Annotated in this window: 17 protein-coding genes and 3 pseudogenes; 12 read left to right on the top strand and 8 right to left on the bottom strand. The window is 68.5% G+C overall.

Annotated elements, in window-relative coordinates:
• Window positions 1-47: 47 nt before the first annotated feature.
• Window positions 48-1,703: an FAD-dependent oxidoreductase gene (locus tag QHF89_RS20025; protein WP_136966367.1), complete on the bottom strand. Its 1,656-nt coding sequence runs from the start codon at window positions 1,701-1,703 to the stop codon at window positions 48-50.
• A 277-nt stretch (window positions 1,704-1,980) separates the two neighbouring features.
• Here QHF89_RS20025 and QHF89_RS20030 point away from each other — a divergent pair, with 277 nt between their 5' ends.
• The 3 genes from QHF89_RS20030 to QHF89_RS20040 all read left to right on the top strand — a co-directional run bounded on the left by QHF89_RS20030 (window position 1,981) and on the right by QHF89_RS20040 (window position 5,474).
• Window positions 1,981-3,309, top strand: coding sequence for an amidohydrolase family protein (locus tag QHF89_RS20030; protein WP_284720711.1), 1,329 nt, complete (start codon window positions 1,981-1,983; stop codon window positions 3,307-3,309).
• A gap of 66 nt (window positions 3,310-3,375) precedes the next feature.
• Window positions 3,376-4,497 carry a Type 1 glutamine amidotransferase-like domain-containing protein gene (locus tag QHF89_RS20035; protein WP_136966366.1) on the top strand — a complete coding sequence of 374 codons (1,122 nt, stop codon included), beginning with the start codon at window positions 3,376-3,378 and terminating at the stop codon, window positions 4,495-4,497.
• A 5-nt stretch (window positions 4,498-4,502) separates the two neighbouring features.
• On the top strand, window positions 4,503-5,474 hold the full coding sequence (locus tag QHF89_RS20040; protein WP_136966655.1) for an alpha/beta fold hydrolase: 972 nt from the start codon (window positions 4,503-4,505) through the stop codon (window positions 5,472-5,474).
• 4 nt (window positions 5,475-5,478) lie between these two features.
• On the opposite strand, the gene QHF89_RS20045 is transcribed toward QHF89_RS20040, so the two are convergent.
• The 4 genes from QHF89_RS20045 to QHF89_RS20060 form a co-directional block, all read right to left on the bottom strand.
• Entirely contained in the window at window positions 5,479-6,072 is a 594-nt protein-coding gene (locus tag QHF89_RS20045; RefSeq protein ID WP_284720712.1) for a hypothetical protein, read from the bottom strand.
• Window positions 6,073-6,133: 61 nt separating this feature from the next.
• A complete protein-coding gene (locus QHF89_RS20050) occupies window positions 6,134-6,706 on the bottom strand; it encodes a hypothetical protein (protein ID WP_136966364.1) in 573 nt (190 codons plus the stop codon).
• Between the two features lie 13 nt (window positions 6,707-6,719).
• Window positions 6,720-9,800: a serine/threonine-protein kinase gene (locus QHF89_RS20055; RefSeq protein ID WP_136966363.1), complete on the bottom strand. Its 3,081-nt coding sequence runs from the start codon at window positions 9,798-9,800 to the stop codon at window positions 6,720-6,722.
• 144 nt (window positions 9,801-9,944) lie between these two features.
• A complete protein-coding gene (locus QHF89_RS20060; protein WP_136966362.1) occupies window positions 9,945-11,372 on the bottom strand; it encodes a hypothetical protein in 1,428 nt (475 codons plus the stop codon).
• Between the two features lie 72 nt (window positions 11,373-11,444).
• Between QHF89_RS20060 and QHF89_RS50205 the strand changes: the two are divergent.
• From QHF89_RS50205 to QHF89_RS20075, 4 genes and pseudogenes are all read left to right on the top strand, one after another.
• Window positions 11,445-11,888: pseudogene (locus QHF89_RS50205) on the top strand (protein kinase domain-containing protein); the annotation flags it as partial.
• A 67-nt stretch (window positions 11,889-11,955) separates the two neighbouring features.
• Window positions 11,956-12,405, top strand: a pseudogene (locus QHF89_RS50330) (sigma 54-interacting transcriptional regulator); the annotation flags it as partial.
• A 57-nt stretch (window positions 12,406-12,462) separates the two neighbouring features.
• Window positions 12,463-12,603: a helix-turn-helix domain-containing protein gene (locus QHF89_RS50335; protein ID WP_483880024.1), complete on the top strand. Its 141-nt coding sequence runs from the start codon at window positions 12,463-12,465 to the stop codon at window positions 12,601-12,603.
• Window positions 12,604-12,773: 170 nt separating this feature from the next.
• On the top strand, window positions 12,774-13,130 hold the full coding sequence (locus QHF89_RS20075; protein ID WP_136966359.1) for a hypothetical protein: 357 nt from the start codon (window positions 12,774-12,776) through the stop codon (window positions 13,128-13,130).
• Window positions 13,131-13,142: 12 nt separating this feature from the next.
• On the opposite strand, the gene QHF89_RS20080 is transcribed toward QHF89_RS20075, so the two are convergent.
• The 3 genes from QHF89_RS20080 to QHF89_RS20090 all read right to left on the bottom strand — a co-directional run bounded on the left by QHF89_RS20080 (window position 13,143) and on the right by QHF89_RS20090 (window position 17,005).
• Window positions 13,143-14,081: a hypothetical protein gene (locus tag QHF89_RS20080; protein WP_284720713.1), complete on the bottom strand. Its 939-nt coding sequence runs from the start codon at window positions 14,079-14,081 to the stop codon at window positions 13,143-13,145.
• A 73-nt stretch (window positions 14,082-14,154) separates the two neighbouring features.
• Window positions 14,155-14,829 (bottom strand): DUF2490 domain-containing protein, encoded by a 675-nt coding sequence (locus QHF89_RS20085; protein WP_170228780.1) that lies wholly within the window; start codon window positions 14,827-14,829, stop codon window positions 14,155-14,157.
• 46 nt (window positions 14,830-14,875) lie between these two features.
• The gene (locus tag QHF89_RS20090; RefSeq protein WP_136966357.1) at window positions 14,876-17,005 is read right to left on the bottom strand and encodes a protein kinase domain-containing protein; all 2,130 of its coding nucleotides are present in this window, start codon (window positions 17,003-17,005) and stop codon (window positions 14,876-14,878) included.
• Between the two features lie 892 nt (window positions 17,006-17,897).
• Between QHF89_RS20090 and QHF89_RS50210 the strand changes: the two are divergent.
• The 5 genes and pseudogenes from QHF89_RS50210 to QHF89_RS20110 form a co-directional block, all read left to right on the top strand.
• Window positions 17,898-18,155, top strand: a pseudogene (locus QHF89_RS50210) (RCC1 repeat-containing protein); the annotation flags it as partial.
• A 96-nt stretch (window positions 18,156-18,251) separates the two neighbouring features.
• Window positions 18,252-19,010: an RCC1 domain-containing protein gene (locus tag QHF89_RS20095; RefSeq protein ID WP_284720714.1), complete on the top strand. Its 759-nt coding sequence runs from the start codon at window positions 18,252-18,254 to the stop codon at window positions 19,008-19,010.
• A 294-nt stretch (window positions 19,011-19,304) separates the two neighbouring features.
• Entirely contained in the window at window positions 19,305-19,916 is a 612-nt protein-coding gene (locus QHF89_RS20100) for a DUF6896 domain-containing protein (protein ID WP_136966355.1), read from the top strand.
• Between the two features lie 54 nt (window positions 19,917-19,970).
• Window positions 19,971-20,891: an ATP-grasp domain-containing protein gene (locus tag QHF89_RS20105; protein ID WP_136966354.1), complete on the top strand. Its 921-nt coding sequence runs from the start codon at window positions 19,971-19,973 to the stop codon at window positions 20,889-20,891.
• Between the two features lie 90 nt (window positions 20,892-20,981).
• A complete protein-coding gene (locus QHF89_RS20110; RefSeq protein WP_136966353.1) occupies window positions 20,982-21,758 on the top strand; it encodes an alpha/beta fold hydrolase in 777 nt (258 codons plus the stop codon).
• Window positions 21,759-22,434 lie beyond the last annotated feature (676 nt).

Here is a 22,434-nt window from a genome sequence, read left to right on the forward strand (position 1 = left end):
GGTGCCTCTTCCATGAACATTGGTAATGTCTGCACGTATTCGGCCTCTCAGAGCGGGTGCACGGGCTCGTGCGCCGCCTTTTTTCCGGCGAGGAAGCCAAAGACGAGGGCCGGGCCGATCGTCCCGCCCGCGCCCCAGTATCCGCGGCCGGCCGGGGATGCAATGCAATTGCCGGCGCCGAAGAGGCCCGGGATCCCCGTGCCATCGGGCCGGAGCACACGCCCGTCCGTCCCGGTGATCGGGCCGCCGCAGGTATCGAGCGTCCCGGCGCCGAGGATCACCGCATAATAAGGCCCGCTCGCCGACATCGGATGCATCGTGCGGTTCGCCGTCACGCTGCGCGACGGCCCTTGCCAGGCATTCTCGAACGACGTGGCGCCGCGCTGGAAATCGAGGTCCACGCCCGTCGCCGCGAAGCCATTGAAGCGTGTGATCGTGGCATCCAGATTCGTCACGAAATTCGGATCGAGCTTCACGGAGGGCACGACGCCGCTCGCCGCGAACCGCTGGCCGCGCAGCGCGTCGAGGCGCGCGTCGATCGCCGCGGCGAGCGCCGCGCGGGTATTCGCCTTGATCACGAACGGAGGCAACGTCCCCGGGGCGGGCACGACGCCGCGCCAGGGCCAGGACGTCGGCTCCTGGGCCACGGCCTCGTCCCAGATCATGAACTGAACGAGGTTCGGCTCGTCGGTCCCGAGCGCCAGGAAATGGCTCTGCGCCCGGACGTGATAAGGCATTTTCTCGTTGACGCACCGGCGCCCGTACTTGTTGACGAGGATCGTGCTGTCGCCATAGACTCCAAAGGCGATCGCGCCGACGTTCGTGACATGGCCGTTCTGCGCCGCGGCTTCCTCGATCGCGAGCTGAAAATAAAATCCATTCGACAGGTTCCCGATCGCGGCGCCGAGGCTCGCGGCGATATCCAAAAAGTCGCCCTTGCCCGTGGGCACGCTGCCCGTGCCGAAGAGCGGTCCTCGTTGCAACCCGAGCACCTTCCCGCGCGCGTGCGAAAAGCCGCCCGTCGCGAACACGACCGCGCGCCGCGCCCGCGCCCGCTTGCGCGCGCCGTGGTGCTCGATCTCCACGCCGACCACCTCGCCGTCCTTCTTCTGGATCGCGCCGACGACCCGATGGTTCGTGCGAATGGGGACGTGCCTCGCTTGGAGCCAATCGATCATCGACTGCGTCAGGAGGTAGCCCGGCCATCCGACCAGGCCCGGGGGCGCATTGCCGAGCACGCGCCCATACGGTGATACGTTCTCGGGCAGGCCGGCGTGGTAGTCCGGGTCCGAGATCGGGCTCGGGGAGAAGCCAAACCCCGGGTAGATGATGGGGAACAGGGCGCCGAGCTGGGTGAGCTCGTCGATCACGTCGGAGCCGTGATCATAAAACGCCGCGAGCAGATCGTACTCGCGCTTCGGCAGGCCGAGATGCGACGCCGCCGGGTCGTAGAGCGACGGATAAGAGAGGCGGGCCATGAGCTTCAGCGCGTCGGGGCGCGGATCCATGAGGCCCTGCGAGCGCATCAGCGAGTTGTTGGGGATCCAGAATGCGCCACCCGATATCGAGGCGGTGCCTCCGGGCTGCGGGCCCGCCTCCAGCAAGAGCACCGATACGCCCTCGTGCACGCCCGCCACCGCCGCCGCGAGCGCCGCGCCCCCAGCTCCGACGATCACCACGTCCGCATCATAATGCCAAATCATACAGGTGCTCCTTGTTTGAGGAGCGAATCGATGATCCGCCCACGATTACCCAATCTAACCGATCCCGCCCCCATGCCGCGCAGAATTTCCGTTCGAGGAGCACGTTTTTGTCCCCTTGGCCATTCTGTGCCAGGGGGCGCGGCCCGGCGTGGCAGGGGAGTTGCCGTGCTCGCGCTTTCCGCATGAAGCGCGGACGGTGGGCTCGCGGGTCCGGCTCGCCGGCTTAGATTTCCTGGGCGAGCGCGCTATCGTGGCGCGTTGGCCCAGGAGGTCCATCATGCCCCGGATTGCCAGGATGTTGTGCATCACCGCCGTCGCGGGCGGGTGCGTCGGGACCCCGGCGATCGCGCAGTACGATATCGGTGGACGGATGGATTTCCTGCCGCCCGCGCGGGAGATCAATCGCGTCGCCGAAGCTCCCGCCGGCCGAACCCTGGCCATCACGGGCGCGACGCTCTTCGACGGGCGCGGCGCGCCGCCCGTGCCCGACGCGGTCGTCGTCGTCCGGGAGGGGCGTATCCTCGCCGTCGGCCCGCGCGATTCCGTGGACATCCCCGCGGGCGCGGAGATCGTCGATGCCACGGGACAATCCGTCATGCCCGGCCTCATCGACGCCCATTTTCACCTCGACGGCGACATTCCCCTGCCGTCCCTGTTTCTCCAGCGCGGCGTGACCTCCCTGCGCGACCCGGGCGCATGGATCGAGGCGTATGACCCGGTGCGCTCTTCCGCCGCCCCGATTCCACGCCTCTTTTTGACCGGTCCGCACCTCGACGCGCCCCCGCCCGCGCACCCGAAGGACGCGCTCCTCGTCCTCGATCCAGCCGAGGCGCGCGCCGCCGTCCATCGCCTCGCGGACCAGGGCGCGTCGGCCATCAAGATTTATTATCGATTGCCCCTCGGCACCATCCGCGCCGTCAACGAGGCTGCCCACGAGCGGGGCCTCATCACCACGGCGCACCTCGAAATCGCGGACGCGGGCGACGCCGTGCGCGCCGGGCTCGATGGCGTGGAGCACGTCACCTCGTTCGGCACCGCGATCGTACCGCTCCGTGAGGCAGAAGATTTTCGACAGGCCGTCCTCGCGGACAACGCCGCCCGTGGCCCGACTCGTTATGCGCTCTGGAGCAACGTCGACCTGGATTCCCCGCGCGTCCGGGCGATCCTCGACCTGCTCGTCTCCGAGGGCACCTTCTTCACGCCCACGCTCGCTATTTTCGAACGCCGCCCGGGCGACCCCGGGAGCAACGACGTCGAGGCCCGCGCTTTCAGCAACATGCTCGGCTTCGTCCGCCGCGCGCACGGCGCCGGCGTGCGTATCGTGGTCGGCTCCCATTCTGCGGTACCCCACGCCGAGCGCGGAGATGCTTACGTCCGCGAAATGGAGCTCCTCTACGAGGCCGGCCTCTCCCGGGGCGAGATTCTCTCGGCCGCCACGCTGGAGAACGCGAGATTCTTTCGTATCCAGGACCGGCTGGGGACCCTCGAACCCGGCAAAATCGCCGATTTGATCCTCGTCCGTGGCAACCCTGGCGAGGACCTCTCCGCCCTGCGCGACGTCCGTCGGGTCATGCTGAACGGGGTGTGGGTCGGGCCTCCCCGCTGAACCGGGTCGCTCTTCGCGCGCACGGGCCTTCGCCTCGCCGCCGCTTTCGTGTACAATCCGCCCCGCATGCGCGGCGCCATCCTCTTCAACGGCAATGCCGAGTCCGATGAATGGCTCGTTCGGGCCGCGGCCCCATTCCTCGCGACGTCTCGCCACAAGGATCCGGCCGTCGCCGCCACGCGCCGCACCCTGCTCGTGACAGCCGGCTGGGCCGAGCACGAGTACGACGAGGCGCACGTCAAGCGCGCGCTCAACACCGCGGGCTTCCCCTCGGTCTTCGAGGAGGGCTTCGACCGCGCGCACGAGAACCTTTCCTTGCTGTACGAGCTCGACGGCGTCCTCGCCGAGGCGCCCGAGCTCGCCGAGGCGTTCCGCGAGCTGCGCCGCGCCGAGGCCACCGCGCGAAGGTTTTACCTCGAGCACAACGCACATACGATCGACCTCTTCCGCCGCACGCTGCGCGAGGCGAAATCCGAGGCACCCGACACTGATCTCCAGAGCTTGCTCGCCGACATGATCCACCCCACGGGCCCGCGCGCGCTCGCTCGCCACGCCCTCGCGCGCGAGCTCCGGCGCGCGTTCCGCACGCTCGAATCGAACGACGACCACCTCTTCGAGCTCTTCGGCGATATCGAGCGCCGCGCCTTCGACGCCGCCGGCGCCCTCTACCACCCGGCGTTTCGCGCCGCCAAGGAGCGGCTCGAAGCGCGCATCCTCTCCGCGAGCAACATCTTCCTCTTCGGCGGCCGCCTCGACCTCCTGCTCGGCGCGCTCCGGTTTTTCCGCCTGCGCGACGTCTTCGTCGAGGCCTTGCGGCGCGGCGCGCAGATCGTCGCCGTCTCTGCGGGGGCGATGGTCCTCTGCGAGCGTGTCATCGTGTATGACGATTTCGCCGAGACCCCGCGTGATTTCCAGCTCTACGACCGCGGCCTCGGCATCGTGCAGGACATCCAGATCTTCCCGCATTGCATGGAGCGCATTCAAACGGACGACCCCGACAACCTCGCGTACCTCGCGCGGAGGTTCCGCCATCATGCGTGCGTCGGCCTGAACCAGCGCTCGCTCCTCCTGCTCGACCTCGCGCCGCGCCGGGCCGTGAGCGTCGGCGCGGGCGATGGTGTGTACGCCTTCGGCCCCGACGGGAGGAAACGCTGCCATCGCGCCGGTGAGGAGGTCGCGCTCTCGTGAATGGCATGGGCGACGGGAAAAACCGGGTGTTTTCGTTCCTCGGTCATTGGTTCACCATCGCGCCGGTCGCGCGGCACACGCTCGCGCCGCGCCGCGTCTCCGCGTCGGTGCCGTTCCGGCTGACGGTCCCGGACGCGAAATACGGCGACGTTCGCCTCTCGGGCCGCTTGCACCACGCGCCCTCCGAGACGCTGCTCGTCGTCGTCCACGGCCTCGGGGGCGACGTCCGCAGCCATTACGTGCTCTCGGCCGCGCGCGCCGCCGAGGCGGCCGGGATCGCGAGCCTACGCGTGAATCTGCGGGGCTCCGACCGCACGGGCGAGGACATTTACCACGCGGCCATCACCCAGGACCTCCACGCGACCCTCGCGAGCGTGGACCTCGCCCGGTATTCGCGCATTCTCCTCCTCGGATATTCGCTCGGCGGGCACATCGTCCTCCGCGCCGCGACCGAATCGACCCTCGACGCCCGCGTCCGCGCTGTCGCCGCGGTTTGCCCGCCGCTCGACCTCTTCGTCGGCGCGCGCGCCATCGACGAGCCTGGGCGGCTCTTGTATCGACGCCACGTCCTGTCGGCCATCAAAGAGATTTATACTGAGGTCGCCGGCCGTCGCCCCGTCCCCTTGCCGCTCGCCGAGGCGCGCCGCATCGCCACGATCCGCGACTGGGACGAGCATATCGTGGCACCGCGCTTCGGCTTCCGCGGCGCCGACCATTATTATGGGGAGTCGAGCGTCGCGCCGCGCCTCGCGACGCTCGCCGTCCCCTCGCTCGTCGTGGCCGCCGAGCATGACCCCATGGTCCCTGCCCACACGCTGCTGCCCGTTCTCTCCGGCGCGCGTCCGCCGCTCGATGTGCGCTGGATCGATCGCGGCGGACACGTCGGTTTTCCGGCGCGCGTCGACCTCGGTTTTCCCGGGCCGGGCGGGCTCGAAGATCAGGTCGTCGCGTGGCTCCGGGACCACGCGGGCGGTTGAGCGGTCAGAGCTTGCACTGCCCCAGCGTGTCCGGGGTGAAGCACATCTGGCCGCACGGGCAGATGCTCGCGCCTTCGCACGTGCCCCCGACGCAATTCGCGTCGGACCAGCACTGCCCCACCTGCGGCGGCGCCCCCTTGCAGCGGCCCCCGGCGCACGTATGCAGGAGCGGGCAATCCAAATCGATGTCGCAGCAGCCGTCCACACCCGGGCACTCCGAGACATCCTTCGTGCCCGGAGGACACTCCCACTTACCACTCACGCAGAGGGGAGCCGTGGTCTCCGAGGATTGGCAGTGCGGCGCGCACTTCGGCTTGTCTACGCCACACGGGATGGAGCCTCCGCCCGCGCCACCGCTGCCCGCATTGCTGCCCCCTTGACCACCCCCGATGCCGCCCGTGCCGCCATTGCCGCCGCCTACGCCGCCCGTGCCGCCGCTGCTGGAACTGCTGCCGCCCTGGCCGGCGCTGCCGCCTTCCCCTGTGTCTTCACCCCCTTCGCCGCCGTTCCCCGAGGGCGGCTCGTAACTTCCGAGCCCGCACGCGGCGAACCCCAACGAAACGATCGCGATCGAAACAAAGCCAAGTCGATGGTCCATACCCCCGATTGTATCACGGAACCGAGGGCAGGCCCATCCCGTGCATCGACCGCGATACGGGTCACTGTGGCATGCATGTACCCGGCGTGTCCGACAGGATGCACTCCGCCATGCAAGCGCATACCTGGGCTCCGATGCAATACGGCATCGAGGTCGGGCAGTCATTGTCGATGAAGCAGGACGGGAATGACAGCCGCTCCTTGCAGCGGCCATTGATGCATCTGGTCTCCTCCGGGCATTGCGGATCCACGTTCGCACAGCATCCGCCCGCGGATTTGCAGATGTCACGAGAGATCGTGCCCATGGGACAAACCCACGTCGAGCCCTTACAGAACGGCTCGACGACCACATCGGAGTCGCAGTGCTGCACGCAGCCCGGCTTGCCGTCATTGCAAGTCGGCATGCTGCCTCCGCTGCCCCCGCTGCCCCCGTTGCCGCCATTTCCGCTGCCGCCGACGCCGCTCGAGGTGACCGTCCCGCTGCCCCCGTTGCCGTTGCCGCCTGTACCCCCACCGCCCGCGCCCTCACCCCCTTCGCCGCCGTTCCCCGTCGGCGGCTGATAACTCCCGAGACCACACGCGGCGAACAGCACGGAGAGAATCGCGATCGAGCCGAAGTGAAGTCGATGGTTCATGCCATCGCTTGTATCACGGAATGGCGAACGACCATATCACCGTGAACGGCTTGCCTTCGAACGGCTGCACATTCACCTGCCGGAACGCCCGATCCACGCACGCCCCGACCTTCGTCCCCACGAAACGCTCGTCGAGCGAGACGGCCGAGACCGTGCCGTTCGGGTCGAGGACGAGCGCGACCTTGCCATTGCCCTTCGGCTCGGACGCGTCCTCGCGCTTGCAGGACGACGCGACCACCTTGGCCTGTGACAGCTTCGAGTACGCCTCGCCGGGCACCACCGACCGCGCCACGGGGCCGCCGCGCGGCTGCGGCGGCAGCACCGTCACCGGCCCCGTGAGTCCGGGCTCCACCACGGGCGGCGGGATGTTTTCGGTTTCTCGCAAAAGATCTTCGAGCGGCTCGGGAAGCTTTGCGTTGTCGCGCTCCTGCTTGACGATGTACTCGTCGAGCTGGCGGACGACGCTCGAATCGAGCGCCGTGGGCTCTTTCGGCTCGGAGGCCGATGCCTTCGCCTGAAGCGCGAGCGAGCCCTGCACGAGCTTCAGCGCCGTGAGCGCTGCCTTCACCTCGGCCTCGCGTTTCTCGGCCTCTTTTTGCCCCGAGACGGCCCGCTCCCGGTCGGCTTGCGCCTTCGACTCCCGCGCGAGCGCGAGCGCCGCCTCGGCCTTCGCCATCGCCGTGTCCGCCTCGGCCTGCGCGCGCTTGGCCTCCAGGTCGACGTACACCGTCCCCGCCCCGAGCGCGATCGCGCCGGCGAGGATACCGACCACGCCCACGATGATGCGGCTCCGCTGCGCGGCCGCGACGCTGGCCGTGTAAAACCGTTTCGCCGCGCCTTCGAGGCGAAGCTGCCGCACGCGCAGGATCTCTTCGAGCAGCAGCAGGCGGCGCCTGCGCCAGAGCAGCTCGGGGTCTGGTTTGTCGTCCCAGACCTTGGCCGCGTCCTCGAAATCCTCGATGACGAGCCGCTCCTCCCGCTCGCTCGCGACCCAGTCCCGGAGCCTGCCCCAGTGCACGAGCAGCGCCTCGTGGGCGAGCGTCACGAGCTCGACCTCGCCGTCCTTGCGCCGCTCGGTCTCGCGCAGGACGAGCCGCGCCTCCGCGAAGACCTGCACGACCGCGCGCGCGGCGGGGCCGATCTCGCGCACGAGGTCACCGATCGGCCGCGTCATGCGCGCCCCCGCGGGTGTCGTCAGCGAGAGCAGGACGCGTTGCACCACGCGCTCGGTGCCCGCCTCCTTCACTGCGCGATCCAGCGTCTCGTTCGCGTGCCGCGAGAGCGCGCCGGAGAACTCGATCGCGCGGAGCGACGATCGCGTGACGAGCTTGTTCGCGCGATCGCGGCTGCGCCAAAGCTCGCGCAGCGCGAACTCGACGAGCGGCATCGATCCGGCCGTCGTCTCCAGCGCTTCGATGAGCTCCTTGCGCAGCCGCGGATCCTCGAACGAGTAGCCGTAGCTCTCGAACGCCGCGTCGACGACCTCGCCCCACGCGGCCGATCCGAGCGGCGAGACAAGCACCGCGCCGCGCGTGATCACGCGGCCCACCTGCTCGTGCGCGAGGATCGGATCGAGCAGGTCGCGCCGCGCCGTCACCACGACGCGCAGGCCCGGCCAGGGGCGCTCACCGAGACGCGAGAGCAGGTCGAGCGTCCACGTCTGGCTCTTGCCGGCGGGGCCCTGCGCGAGCGTGGCGATCTCTTCGAGCTGATCGACGAGCAGCACGAGCCCGCGCTTGCTCTGCGCGAGCCACGCCTCGACCTGCGCGGCCGCCTCCTCGGGCGAGCGCCGCGGATCGATGCCCATGTGAAAGAGCGCCGTCGTGAGGACCTGCCGCGGGTCGGTGCCCGGCGAGATCAGGACGGTCTCCCATTGCCGCGGACCGCCGAGCGCGCCGTCGGCGATCGCGGGCAGGATGCCGGCGCGCGCGAGGCTCGATTTGCCGCTCCCGCTTGGGCCGAGCAGCGCCGCGAGCCCGCGCGTGCGCAAGACTTCGAGCGCCGCCGCGACCTCGACCCTGCGGCCGAAGAACACGTCGCGGTGCTCCTTCTCGAAACGTTCGAGCCCGCGAAACGGCCCGTCTTCCTCCGGCGGGAGCGCGCGCCTCCGACCGACGAGCGCGCTGCGAATACGTTCGAGCTCGATCGCCACGATCTCGGCCGAGCGGGGCCGCTCCTCCGGCGCGGGGGCGAGCAGCGCTTCCACGAGATCCCCGAGCGAGGCCGGGAGTTCCGACACGAGTTCGGCGAGACGCGGCGGCCGCTTTCGCCCGTGGAGGACCTCCTCGTCGAGCGAGCCTCGGCCCGCCGCGGGCGTCCGACCGACGAGGCACACGAAGAGCACCGCGCCGAGCGCATAGAGGTCACTCGCGCTCGTCGCGGGCGAGAGATCCCGCCAGCAGACAGGATCGACGAACCCGCGTTTGCCTCCGATCGCCTCGAGCGGCGAACGAAACCCCCGATCACTCGGGCGATCACCCGGCGTACCGGGCGCGCTCGGGATCTTCGATCGCATCGAGGGAATGGTTTGTCCGGGCGTCGACGTCGGCGACGCGGCCGAGATGCCGAAATCGATCAACTTGTACGCCGCGGGCGTCCCGAGCAGCGCGACGTCGACGACGACGTTCGCGGGCGAGATGTCGCGGTGCACGAGCCCGGCGCCGTGAACCGCGACGAGGGCGGAGGCGATCGCGATGCCGGCGTCGATCGTCTCGCGCACCGAGAGCGTTTGCTTGTCGCGCAGCCGTTCGCCGAGCGACTCGCCCGCGACGTACTCCATCGCGAGCCCGATGACGCCACGCGCCTCGTCGACGGGGAGCTGGTAGAAGCGAACGACGTTCGGGTGCTCGACGCGGCAGAGCCGCGCGGCCTCGTCGATGATCGCTTGCCTTCCGGCCTCGCCGCCCGCGTCGAGCGCGAAGAGCTTCACCGCCGAGAGCCGGAGCTTCGTCGTGCCCGCGGTCTCCTCGGCCAGCCAAACCGGCGCGAAGCCACCTCGACCGAGCTGTCGCACGAGCCAGAACGCCCCGATGCGCCGCTCGGCATCGGGGAGATCGGTCAGCCGACGGACAGCTTCGGGCAGGGCGCTCGACATGCCAGGGAGGACATTCTCGCGAGGCCAGGGGGGCGTGTCAAATGGAGCCGACGCGAGCTCGAAACGACGTACGAGAGCGACGGAAGAGCCAGCGCGCGGGGCCCATCGGGTGCTGCGCGGCCGCCTGGAAATACCGGGGCATGATCACAGCTTCGTGAGCACACCCTCGATACGCACGGTGACGGGGAACTCGAACACGCCGGAGAGGCCGCCGCTGGTGTAGGCGTAATGGCGCATCACGAACGCGCCCTCGTCGTCGGTGCGCGTGACGAAGCGGGTCGTGACCTTGCCATTCTGGTTGAGCTCCGCGGTCATCCAATCGGGCCCTTCGAGGCCGCCGCCGAGGGCGCCCGGGAACGTGTCTGCGCCGGCTCCGACCATGACGTGAAACCACCGATATCCCTGGGGCGGGTCGAACGGCGGCAGGTCGAAGACGAGCGTGCCGACGACCCCCACGGCCTCCGGCAGGCCGGTGGTGAATCGCAGATCCTCGTCGTTGTGGGTGATCACGGGGGCGGGGGTCTCGAGCGGCGTTTCGAGGGGGCGATACACGAGGCCGTCCGCCGGGGAGGGCGAGAGGAAGCCGACCGCGTCGATCCATGGCTCGATGCCGCTCTCGGTGCCCAGCTCGGTTTCCGAGCTGCTGCGGAGCTCGACCTCGCCGCCCGCTGCGCCGACCATGAAGAGGCTCGTGTACCGCCAGGGAAAATGCGCATCGGCGGGGGCGCTCGCCCAGCGCGGGAGGGCATTGCCGGACCCCGACGGCTGCGCGGGCCCCATGTGGAACGTGACGGGTGCGTCGCGCCAGACCCCCGGGCCGAGGTGAACCGCGCCAAACATGCCCGTGGCCCCCTGATCGGCGCCGAGGACCGGATAACGATGGACGGTGTCGAGCGTCGGCCACGGGTCTTTCCAGCCGTCGTCGTTCGGGTTCGCCGCGTAAAACCGCAGAGGTTGATCGAGCAGATGCACGTAATGCCCGCCGGCCGCCTCCGGGACGAGGAATGCGCCGAGCTCGATGAGGACGTGCGCGCTCGCGCTTCCGGGCACCTCGACCGCAAACGCGCCGTCCGCGCCGCGCATCACGACGAAGCCGTGCGTCGCCGAGACGAGCGGACCGACGGTATGCGGTGCGCCGGGGGTCGCCGCGTCGCTCGGCTCGACGCGCACGTCGATGGACTCCGTGGACGTCGTGTGCACCATGACCGAACCGATCACGCCCACGACGTCCGCTGCCGCGCTGCCGAGACCACAATCGTCGATGTTCACCACAATCCGCCTGGAATTGCCCTGAATGGGCGAAACCACGCCGCATTGGGCGCCTGCGGGGTTCGTCGTATCGACCAGGACCACGGGCGCTGCTTCGCGGAACACGAGCGGCGCGCCGAGCGCGGGGGGCGTCGGGGGGCCACCGCCTGCGCCGCCGCCGCCATTGCCACCGCCTGCGCCGCCGATTCCCCCGCTGCCGGCGCCGCTGCTGGAAGGCGCGCCCGCAGCGCACGCCGCGAGGAAGATGCCGAGCGCGATGGAAGGGAACGAAGATACAAGGTGAGACAGACGATCGTTTCGCATGACGAATCGCCATTGCAACGGCAATGCCACGTTCTCCGGAGCCTCCCTGTCCCTGCGCCGCGCGCGGCGCGCATGGGCCACGTGAGCAACCTTTGGCCCGGCGATGGGCAACACGTTGCACACCCGTTCCCGCGGTTGACCGCGGCGCAGAGGGACGGCTACCTTTCCGGAGAGCCGAAACCCGAAGCGAGACGCTTGTTTGGAGGTTGTCTGGGCCACGAGTTTCTCCCCGGCGACCGTTTGGGGCGATACGAGCTCCTGAAGGTCATCGGCCGCGGCGGCTTCGCGGTCGTGTGGCGCGCTCGCACCGTGGGTCCGGGCGGATTCGAGCGCCTCGCGGCCGTCAAGGTGATGCAGCCGGCGCGCGCCAGCCTGAAGCGCTTCCAGGACATGCTGCTCGACGAGGCGCGCCTCGTCGCCCGGATCCAGCACCCGAACGTCGCCCAGATCTGGGAGGTCAGCGAGGACCCGCGTTCCCTCTATTTCGTGATGGAGCTCGTCGACGGCGCCTCGCTCGACGAGCTGCGCTACCGAGCCGAGGCCGAGGGCAAAGCGCTGCCGATCCGCGCGGTGTTCCGCGTGCTCGCTTTTCCTCGACGAGATCGGCGAGCTCCCCCTCGCGCTCCAGGCGAAGCTCCTGCGCGTGCTCGAAGAGCAATCGGTCCGCCGCGTCGGCGCCAACGTCGAGCGCAAGGTCGACCTTCGTATCGTCGCCGCGACCCACCAGGACCTCGACGGCCTCGTCCGGGAGCGCCGCTTTCGCCAGGACCTTCTTTTCCGCCTGAATGGCGCGCTCGTCCTCTTGCCGCCGCTCCGCGAGCGCCGGGACGAGATCCCGGGGCTCGCGCGGCAGATCTTGGAGGAGCTCTCGAACGGCGCTCCGCCGCTCCTCTCGGCGTCCGCACAAAGCGCTCTCTCCGGGTATGGGTTTCCTGGCAACGTCCGTGAGCTCAAGCAAATGCTCTCGCGCGCGCTCGCGTTCGCCGATCACGGCGTCATCGAGGTCGAGCACCTCCCGCAGGCCGTCCATGCCTCGTCGCGTCCGGCGGCGGCGGGGCCGCCCGTCGCTCTTGCCGACGTACGCGCTTCCGTGCGTGATTTCGAGCGTGACCGCATCGTCGAGGCGCTGGCGCAGGCGGGCGGCAACCGCACGCGTGCCGCGGAGATCCTGGGGCTCCCGCGGCGAACGTTGCTCTACAAGCTCTCCAAGATGCGCCTCTCGCAGGAGTGAAGGCGCTTTGGGTCCGCAGGTCGGTGTGCAAGGTCTGGCGCACCGACCTGTGCAAGCCATTGCATACCGCGGCCGATTTCCCCGGCAAACCAGCCTGCGGCGTCCTGGTACGGATCGTGTTCATGGGAGGGCCAGCGCCTCGAACGGCGCTCGCACCAAAAGGGAAACCCATGAGCCTGTATTCGAAGACGCTTGCACTGGTATTCGCCTCCATGATCCTCGCGACGGTCACGCCGGCACTCGCGGATCAAGCAGACAAGGACGCGTGCATTGGCTTCGCAGAGGGGGACGATTGCACGGACGGTAATGGCCGTGCCGGCTATTGCATTCCCGATGAGAGCGATCCGGGCGTGCTCACCTGCGAGGACCTGCGTTCGGGCGGCGCGGGTGGTTCGGGCGGCGACGACAGCTCGAAGCAGCCCGTCATTGCGTGCTCGACGACCCCGGGGGTTCCGGCGCCGTTGCCCCTTTCGCTCCTCGCCGCGGCGACGCTCGCGTGGGGACGTCGGCGGGCCCGCCCGCGCTGAATTCGCGGGTCGTCAGCGCTCGTCGTCGACCACGAGCCAGGCGCCGAGCGCCTCCGCCGACAGGTCGAGGATGAGGTCGCTGACGCGGTCTGCCCCCTCCTCGCGGACCCGCGTGGCCAGCCGCGTGTGTTCCTCGGGGCTCAGGCGACGGCGCAGACGGCGTTCGAACAGATGCACGAGCGGGACGAGTTTGCCTTCCTCGCGTCCCTCCTCGCGTCCCTCCTCGCGTCCCTCCTCGCGTCCCTCCTCGCGTCCCTCCTCGCGACCTTGCTGGACATACCTGCGGACGAACTCGCTCTGATACTCATAGTTCGGAATCGTCATGAGTTCCTCCAGGGCCGTCCGGGCTGCCTCGCTCAGGGAGGTTAGCACGAGATCCTCGTACAGCGTGGCGCGTTCCGGATCGAGCCCGACGCTCGCGGCCAGCGCCGCTATGGCCACGGCGAGTCCTCCCTCGCTCCGCCCGTGCGCCATCACCGAGAGCACGGACAGCTCCGGCCTTGCCCGCGCTTCGGGGATGTCTTTCACCACCGGAACGCCGTCCGGCCCGAGCACGAGGGGTGTCACGGAGGCTTCGCCAGGGCCGAGCACGATCGGCTGCGAGAGACGCGCCGCCAGCGCCGCGTCCGGCGTGATGACCAGCAAGCACGCAGGACAGCGGTAACGCGCCCTCGCTCCCGCCACGTAGGCCGGCCACGCAAAGCGTTTGTCCGGGTCCCATTGGAGCTGCGCCTCGACGATGATGACCAGGACCGGCCGATCGTCGAGCAAGAGCACGAGGAGATCGGCCCGAAGCTCCCGCGGGATGATGTCCGAAAGCTCCGCGGGCGCGATGCGCGCTTCGGTGAAGCGTGGCAATGGCACCCCGAGCGCCTCGTGGAGCAGCTCCGCGGCCATCACGGGCCGGTTCCTGAAGAGCTCGACGATCGCCTCGTGCAGCAGGGAAGGCACCGGCGCGTGCGTACGCCGGGGCGACGGTTCGGTCAAGAAAAACGTTTTCCCGGGAGCACACGCGCTCCCCGCATCACTTCCCCGGCGGCTGCACGTCGAAGAAGAGCGCCATGAAAAACACCCTATCGTGCGTCCATCCCGAAGCATCCTCCCGGCTTCGGAGCATGAAGCCCGCGTCGAGGCGCGTCTGGGGCGAGAGCATGCGCGCAAGGCCGATCAGCGCGCGGTTCTGGTTCAGGCCGAGCCCCGAGAGGTCCACGAGCACCTCGTCCCAGACGAACGGGATCCATTTGGCGCCCTTCGGCGCGTAGTTGATCCGGAGCTGATTGCGGTACCGATACCTCGTCTCCGTATCGCGAAACCTCGCCTCGAAGCGGTTGCGGTCGTTCCACGTGAAATCGCCGATCCGCCCGAAGAAATTCGGCTCGAACTCGAAGCGCGCCTCCTGCGCGAATGCCCCCGTCGGCAAGCGATCGGCGTAAATCGTCCCGTGGACCCCCACGAACAGGAAGTCCGTCAGGAAAAACAGCGGCCCCGTCCGGAGGAACGACTGGTGCAGCCCCCCGCTTCGACCGTTCATGCGCGACTCGGCGTACACGCGCAGGTCGATGCGGGGGAACGTCGGCTTGTCCGTCCGGACGATCGGCACGCGGTTCTCCGACCAGAGCCAGACTTCGTAATCAGCATGCGCCTCGGACGCGAGGCCGAGCGTGAGGAGGGCGGCGGGGACGGCGAGGGCGCGCTTCATACCCCGAGTCGAGCCACAGGTTTCGTTGGTGGTCAAGCGATCGGGCCTACGCGCCCTGATCGAGCACCGCGGACGTGCTCTGCCAGCTCCCGATGTCGCGCGGCACGAGGTTCGCCCCGCCGCCGCGCGCGTCCATGACACGCGCCCCCTCGTGCGTGAACGTGATGCCGACGAGCGGCGGCGCGCCCGCATCCTTCTCGTACATCGTCCGCCAGACCGGCGACGTCGAGCCCGCTTGTCGCCGCATCACCGAGGACATCGTCACGAGCCACGGCAGGCCCACCGGATCGAGCGCCATCGCCACCGGCCGATCCTTGGCCTCGACCTCCTCGGGCATCACCGCGCCGCGATCCAGGCCGAGCACGAAGCCTTCGCCCGCCGCCCACGCGAGGCGCTCGCCGCTGCAAAGCGCCGCAAACAGCGCGGGTTTGTCCTGCACGCCCGTCGCGTACACCGTCGTCTGCCCGTCGTAGCTCGCGAACAACGCGCGCCCACGCGTGCCCTTCGCGTTCGCGCCCACGACGAGCATGCCATAAGGGCCCGAGGAGAGCGCGATCACGTGGCCCGAGAGGGGCAGCGCGACGGGCTTGGACCACGCCTCGTCGTTCCACAACCAGAGCTCGGGCAAGCTGTCCTCGTCGCCCTCGACGGCTGCCGTGACGACGGCGAACGTCTGCCCATCCCCGAGCGCGGCTTCGATCGGGCTCTCGCGTGGAGGCAACACGAGCGGCACGATCTGACCGGGTCGCACGAGCCGTACGTGCGAGGGCCCGACGAGCGCGAAGCCCGCGTGAGGACCACGCACGACGAACGTCGTCGCGGCGACGATCGGCGCGTCCGTGGGCCCGACGGGGATGGGCAAGGCGCGTGGACCCCAGAGGTACATCAGCCGCCCGCCGAAGCGCGCGAGCGCGCGGCCGTCGGGCTGGAACGCGATGTTGCCGGGCCGGAGCGGCGGCAGCAGCACGCCCTTGATCTCGACGGGCTGGAGCTCGACGATCTCCGCGGTCGGCTCCAGCGTCACCGCGGGGGCCGCGAGCGCCTGCGTCGTGCGGAACGCGGTCGTCGCGCGATCCTCGCGGGCGGCGCGGGCCTTCCAGCGCGAGGCCGCCGATTCGAGCAGCGGCAAGAGCGCATCGGCGAAAGCGCGGGCCGAGTCGAAGCGGGAAGGCGCCTCGCGCGGGGCGAGCGCATGCGCGGCCTCCTCGTTGCGTAGCGGCTCGGGCAGGGCCGGTGAAGCGCCCTTGCCGAGCACGCGATCGAGCTCGGTGAGCGTCGCGCGATCGGTGGCGAAGCCGGGATGCAGGCGCGGCGCTGTCACGAGCGATCGGCGCTCGCCGGTGACGAGAAAGCCGTTGTCCCAGGGCCCGCGGCACCAGTGCTCGCCTCCGAGGACGAACCACACGACGGCGGCGAGCGCGTGCACGTCGGTCCACGGGCCGATGAGCGGGTTCTTCTCGCCGGGGCGCGAGAGCCACTGCTCGGTGCCCGCGTACTCGCGCGTGAGCGCGGCGATCGTGTAGGTCGCGTCGGCGACGCGGGCGATGCCGCAGTCGGCGATCTTCGGCGTCTCGTCGCCGATGGGCCCGACGATGAGCACGTTGTCGGGCTTGAGATCGCGATGGATGATGCCCTCGTCGTGGAGCGCGAGCACGCCCTCCACGATGCCGCGGCAGAGGCGCAGGGCGCGGATCGGATCACAGCCGTCGGGCGCGCGCGTGACGCGATCGGCGAGCGACGATCCATCGGGCCCGCCGTCGACGTATTCGAGCGCGAGCCATGGCAGCTTCACGGTCCGACCGCGCACGTCGACGGGCGCCTCGCCCATGCCGTAGAAGCCCACGACGAACTCGGTGGGCGGCGTGCGGTCCATGATGCGGCTCAGCGCCGTGGCTTCGCGCTCCGCGAGCTGACCCGCGAAGATGCCCTCTTGCATGAGGTCCGACACCATGGCCGGCTTCATGACCTTCACGGCGATGCGGGGCGGACAGAGCGGCGAGAGCGCGCTCGATCGCCTTCCGGGATCGACCTCGGCGAGGAAGACGCTCGACATGCCACCCACGCCGAGCAGCCTGGCGAGGCGTGCGCCGGTGGGGCTGCCCCACGCGTCTGAAAGTGTGGGCGCGCCGCGCGCGAGGTCGCGGAGATCGACGTCTTGGGAGCGCAGGAGCGGCATGCTCGGGGAGCGATGGTAGGCGCGGATGGTGCCTGCCGTCAAAGTGCGCGACGAACGAGCGGAGGCAGAGGCGGAGGGCGCGCACGTCGCAGGGCTTGAAGGGGAAGGCGCGCCCGGGTTCCAGAGTGCCTGCGCGCGTTCGGCGCGCTTGGGTTCGTCGGAGAGATCAACGACGCAATCGACGCCGTGATCAAGGAGCTACCCCCGGCTCGCCGGATTCGGAGGAGGCTCGCCACGGCTATCCTTGAGCGGTGCGCGAACGGGCGCGGAGCATCGGCAGGGCCCAGAGGGTATGATGTGTGGTGCCGAAGGGTTCTACATTTGTCTTGCGGATTGGGGCCGTGTCGTGAGAACGATACTTTTGTGGGCCTGGGTGATGCTGGGAGCTTCTGGTCAACGAGCCACGTTCACGCCGCGGGGTGGTGAGCCGTAGCGCCGATCCGGGGCGCGAAGAGTTGCGTGTCTGAGACTTGAAACGTGCATGGTCACAACGTACCGCGGCCTCCTCCGAGCGCGTGGTTGCTGGCACGGATCTCATGCCGCCGATCGTGATGCGCGGGCGCTGCCGAATCCCCGAAACAGGCGCGCTATGCAGTCGCTGTGTATTCCCTTGGATTGCGAGATTAGGCCGCAGGGGGCTAACCAGCGCGGAGAGGTGGTTATGCGGCGACGGTCTAATTACATGGTTGGGCGGGCGAAGACCCCAAGGCCGCACCCAGGTACCACGCCGTGAGCGGAATGCGCCTGCAGGCGAGGGCGTTCGAGCGCGATGAAGAGCTTCCATTTGCCCGTGGGCACAGCGAACGCCGTATCGTCGTGGATCCTCATCCTTTTGGCGTTTGGTCCGTCAGGATGCAGGAAGGCCGCCAAACCGGTTTTCGAGGAGGCTACCATGGAAGTATCGGCGCCTCGTGACGTGAAGAGCATCGCTTGTGGCGCTGCCTTCGCCTGCGCACTCACCGCCGATGGCAACGTGTGGTGCTGGGGCCGGAACGACAATGGACAGCTTGGGACGGGTGCACGTGCGAACAAGGTCGTTCCACCGCGGTGGCCCGTCGTAGCGCTCGCATCGGTGTCGGCGATCACTGCAGGAACCTCCCACGCGTGTGCGCTCGTCCAAGGCGGGAGGATCGCCTGCTGGGGATCCAACCCCTACGGTCAGGTCGGAGACGGCGCGGAGCTCGCCGGCGCGGATCCGTCCGGGATTATCCGCAACGACAGCGATCGACTCCGGGCCGTTTCTGTGGTGGGGCTTCCCGAACCGGCCACGGCCGTCAGCGCAGGGGGCGTGCACACGTGCGCTATCCTGGCGAGCAAGCGCGTGGTCTGCTGGGGCATGAATGACTATCAGCCGCACCTGCGGGAAGGGAGCTCCGTGCCTCGCGTGATCGAGGGACTGGCTGGGGTCGAGGAGCTCGCGCTCGGCGCCGAGCACACGTGCGCGCGGCTCACCACCGGTGAGGTGAGGTGCTGGGGCGAGGCCGTCAAGCCGTTCGGACCCAGGCCTATAGCCGGGCTCTGCGCGAAGCAACTCACCGCAGGCGACGAGTTCACCTGCGCGTTGAGCTGCAATGACGAAGTCCTCTGCTGGGGCTGGCGCGATGTCGCGCACAGGAGCCATTGGCTCGAGCACCCCACGCTGGTTCCGTCCTTGCCCGCGGATATCGTCGAGGTCCGCGCAGGTGGCAGTGGCGGACACGTGTGCATTCGCGATGGGAAAGGCCGTCTCTCGTGCTGGGGAAGTAACGAGTCCGGCCAACTGGGGGAAGATGGCCCCAAGCGCCGCCCTGAGCCGTCGGCGCCGTCGGTACGGGGAGCGGAGGCACGTCGCGTATGCGCTGGTGGGGCCGTGACACTCGGCGACGTGAAAGAGGATGGAGAGCGAGCGGACGGCCATTCCGGCACGACCTGCACACTCTCCACGTCCGGCGAGGTGCGCTGCTGGGGAGAAGCCATGGAGACGTACCGCCCCACGCTCGTCGACTTGCCACGTGGAACGAAATAAGGGCGCAGCACCGCCCAACGGAGGGTCTGCCCGCGGCCTCTTGGGCAAGCGTGCGGTGTGGCGGCCGCAACTGCGACCTATCCCTGACAGAGCACGTCTTGGCCGAGATTGTCGGCGAGACGTCGGTACCAAAGAGGGTGACCTGGAGGGCCGTTCCGTGCAGTGGATAGCATACGTCTCCGTGAGCACCGATAACTTGCACACGGAAAGCTGCCCAACCCGGCGCTGGTGCCGACGGCGCTGCGTGCCCGCGGCACACCGCAACGTTGGACCGGGAGAGCAGAGGCCACAGGGATGACCGAGCTTGCGTGCCAATTTTTGGCAGCGGCGGTCGAGCTGGTGGCTCGTCAGCGAGAACGGATCCCACTCGTTGCTCAGGCCATCGGCATCGATCCGTTCGAGTACTGGATCCTCGGCCGGCGCCGGGACGATCCGGGGCTCGTTGCCATCGACAGGACGGCGGATGGCGAATGGGGGTTCCACTTCCACGGGCTCGAGTTCGACATCAAGAATCTCCGAGATGGTCGCCGTGTTCGGGTCGATTTTGGTCCGAGAGGCAGGCGCGCGTTCACCTCGTTTGGGGTTGGAGAGTTCATCGTCAGCAGCCGACATCCGTGGCAGGTCTTCCCGGAGCTCAAGGAATACCTCTGTGGCCCGCACGAATGGGCGGATCCCCGGCGCTGCGTCCAACTTGCGGATGCATTGAGCGAGCAGGGTTATTTCGCGTTCGCAGAACCGCGCCTGATGAAGCTGATCACAACACACATACGTGAGGTTCCAGGCCGTGGACGAGTCGTCGACATCCCTGCGAACGAGATGCCGGAGGATCCGAGCGACCTTCTCGTGTGCGAGAACCTCGTGCTGACGGAGAAACCGTATGCCGAATGCAAGCCGAAGCCGGTCTAACAAGCCGGTGCTGCTGACCGTACGGGCAGCAGACCGTGTCGTTAAGCTCATTCTATGAACACGATCATCTTTTGCAGTCAGCCGTTCAATCCCCGCGAGGTCGATGCCGACTTTGCCGAGGAGCACACCGCGGCGAAGGGCGCGGGCTTCTCCACGGCCTTCATCGACCATACCAGGGCGTCGGAAGGCGACGCTTCGGGGGCGGTATGTCATGTGCCCACACAGCCGGCGACGGCGGTCTATCGAGGCTGGATGATGCGTGCCCAGCATTATGCAGCGTTCCATGCGGCGCTCACCGCACGGGGAGTATCCCTGGTGAACGACCCGGACGCGTATCGGTTCTGCCACCACTTGCCAGAAAGTTACTCCGCGCTCGAGGGAGACACCCCGCGGACCACGTGGCTTCCGCTGCAAGGACCGGTCGACTTCAGCCAAGTGTTCGAGCGGCTGCGGCTTTTCGGCTCGGGTCCGGTCATCGTCAAGGACTTTGTGAAGTCCCAGAAGCACTATTGGAACGAGGCCTGCTTCATCCCGAACGCCGAGGACCGACCCGCCGTCGAGAGAGTCGTCCGGCGATTCATGGAGCTCCAGGGCGAGGAGCTGAACGAGGGGCTTGTCTTCAGGGAGTACGTACCGCTCCGGATCGTCGGTCGTCATCCGCGGAGCGCGATGCCTCTGGCCGCCGAGGTGCGTACGTTCTGGTGCGATGGTGAACTGCTCCTGGTTCACCCCTACTGGGGCGACCTGGCTACGCCACCGGCGCCGCCGCCGAGCGACTGGATGCACCACGTGGCGAGCCGCGTCCGGAGTCGCTTCTTCACCATGGATGTCGCTCTCCGCGAGGAGGGTCGCTGGACCGTCATCGAGCTCGGCGACGGGCAGGTCGCCGGCCTACCCGCTCTCGGTTTAGCAAAGCACCTCTACGAAAGACTTCGCGGGGCGCTGGGCGGCAGCGTCTCAGCGCCAGGAGCCTAACAATACAATGCAGGTGACGAAGCTGCCAACCGCGCTTCGTGCGGCGGCAGAAGCTGGCGCTGGGCGTCTCTCGCCCAGAAACGTGCTGCCATGAACCCTGTTCCGGTGCCCTCAGATCTCGTCTACTTCACCGAGCGCGGATCGGGACCGCCCCTCCTGCTCATACATGGGCTGATGATCACGGGGGAGATGTTCGAGCCGGTCATCGAACATCTCGCAGCTCGGCATCGCGTGATTGTTCCAGACCTGCGTGGCCACGGGCGGAGCCGGGGACTTGCGCCGCCGTATACGGCGGCACAGCTTGCCTCTGACCTGTCGCGCCTGCTCGACCATCTGGGCATCGATTCTACCGCGGTGCTCGGCTATTCGCAGGGCGGTGCAATTGCGCAACAACTGGTCCTCGACCACCCCCGTCGATGCGACCACCTCGTGCTCGCATGCACCTACGCCTTCAACATGGCGACCTTTCGCGAGAGGATCGAAGGCCACCTCGTGCCATTTCTCGTCCTCGCCCTTGGCATGAGGCGGTTTGCGAAGCTCGTCGCCTCACAAGGGTTGAAGCAGCTTGCCAAGGAGCGTGCCGACTGGGTTGTCGGCCTCATGGCGAACCAGGACGACAAGTTGATGGTATCCGCGTGGAGGGAGGCGATGGCGTTCGACAGCAGGCGCCGCCTGGCCCAGATCAGATGTCCGACGCTCGTCGTCGCCGCCTCGAACGATGACGCGGTCCCATTCCACCACGCGAAGATGCTCCACGACGGAATCACCGGGTCTCGGCTCGTCATGATCGATGGCGCTGGTCACGCGCTCATCTGGACGCATCCCGACGAGTTTGTGCGGGTGACGAGCGAATTCCTCGGGGGTTGATCGCGCATGAAAGCCTTCTGCCGGTTGCATCCGCATGAACCGCCCAACGCACGGCTGCGCCCGACGGCGGTCAACTCCGTGGCGCCTGATGGCACCCTCCGTTGCACGCGGGTGAGCCGAGCGTTCGGCGGCGTGATCAAGGTTCGCAGATGACTACATCACACGTGTTGCCGGAAGCGCTCGCGGCGGTCGTGGTCGCACGCGCTCTCGAGCTCTTCGGAGCGGGCGCCGATGACGCGAACTCGACTGTCCATAAGGATGACGCTCTTCTCGCGAGCCCGTTGGTAAAAGCTATGCTGGCGCAGGCGCCCGGCCCGCACGATGCCGACCTGTGGAAACGCGTCATGACTCGGCTGGCCATTTCGTTGGCCCGAGAGGTTGTGACGTTATGGACCGACGCCTACCCTGACCGCGCGGAGCCGCTCCGCGCGGTCGAGGCGGCCGAGGCATGGGCCGCGTGTCCATGCAAGCAGCACGCGGATGCTGCAGCGGAGACCATGTCGGCTGCGGCCCACCAGGCAATGGCAGCGTGGAGGGTGCCCCCAAAGGAGGCCGCGTGGGCGGCACGCACCGCCGCGTGGGTAGCCGATGCGCCCAAGTATGGCTGGCAAACGGTTGCTGCTATTGGCGGAGCATGCCGTGCTAAAAGCACGAGCGAAATAACCGCGGCCGCAGC

It is taken from the genome of Polyangium sorediatum (genome assembly GCF_029946465.1).
In the GTDB taxonomy this organism is placed as follows: domain Bacteria; phylum Myxococcota_A; class Polyangia; order Polyangiales; family Polyangiaceae; genus Polyangium; species Polyangium fumosum.

Excerpts from the sequence above, each read along its gene's own strand:
- QHF89_RS20025 (WP_136966367.1), bottom strand. The coding sequence starts at position 1,703 with ATGATTTGGCATTATGATGCGGACGTGGTGATCGTCGGAGCTGGGGGC.
- QHF89_RS20030 (WP_284720711.1), top strand. The coding sequence starts at position 1,981 with ATGCCCCGGATTGCCAGGATGTTGTGCATCACCGCCGTCGCGGGCGGG.
- QHF89_RS20035 (WP_136966366.1), top strand. The coding sequence starts at position 3,376 with ATGCGCGGCGCCATCCTCTTCAACGGCAATGCCGAGTCCGATGAATGG.
- QHF89_RS20040 (WP_136966655.1), top strand. The coding sequence starts at position 4,503 with ATGGGCGACGGGAAAAACCGGGTGTTTTCGTTCCTCGGTCATTGGTTC.
- QHF89_RS20045 (WP_284720712.1), bottom strand. The coding sequence starts at position 6,072 with ATGGACCATCGACTTGGCTTTGTTTCGATCGCGATCGTTTCGTTGGGG.
- QHF89_RS20050 (WP_136966364.1), bottom strand. The coding sequence starts at position 6,706 with ATGAACCATCGACTTCACTTCGGCTCGATCGCGATTCTCTCCGTGCTG.
- QHF89_RS20055 (WP_136966363.1), bottom strand. The coding sequence starts at position 9,800 with ATGTCGAGCGCCCTGCCCGAAGCTGTCCGTCGGCTGACCGATCTCCCC.
- QHF89_RS20060 (WP_136966362.1), bottom strand. The coding sequence starts at position 11,372 with ATGCGAAACGATCGTCTGTCTCACCTTGTATCTTCGTTCCCTTCCATC.
- QHF89_RS20075 (WP_136966359.1), top strand. The coding sequence starts at position 12,774 with ATGAGCCTGTATTCGAAGACGCTTGCACTGGTATTCGCCTCCATGATC.
- QHF89_RS20085 (WP_170228780.1), bottom strand. The coding sequence starts at position 14,829 with ATGAAGCGCGCCCTCGCCGTCCCCGCCGCCCTCCTCACGCTCGGCCTC.
- QHF89_RS20090 (WP_136966357.1), bottom strand. The coding sequence starts at position 17,005 with ATGCCGCTCCTGCGCTCCCAAGACGTCGATCTCCGCGACCTCGCGCGC.
- QHF89_RS20100 (WP_136966355.1), top strand. The coding sequence starts at position 19,305 with ATGACCGAGCTTGCGTGCCAATTTTTGGCAGCGGCGGTCGAGCTGGTG.
- QHF89_RS20105 (WP_136966354.1), top strand. The coding sequence starts at position 19,971 with ATGAACACGATCATCTTTTGCAGTCAGCCGTTCAATCCCCGCGAGGTC.
- QHF89_RS20110 (WP_136966353.1), top strand. The coding sequence starts at position 20,982 with ATGAACCCTGTTCCGGTGCCCTCAGATCTCGTCTACTTCACCGAGCGC.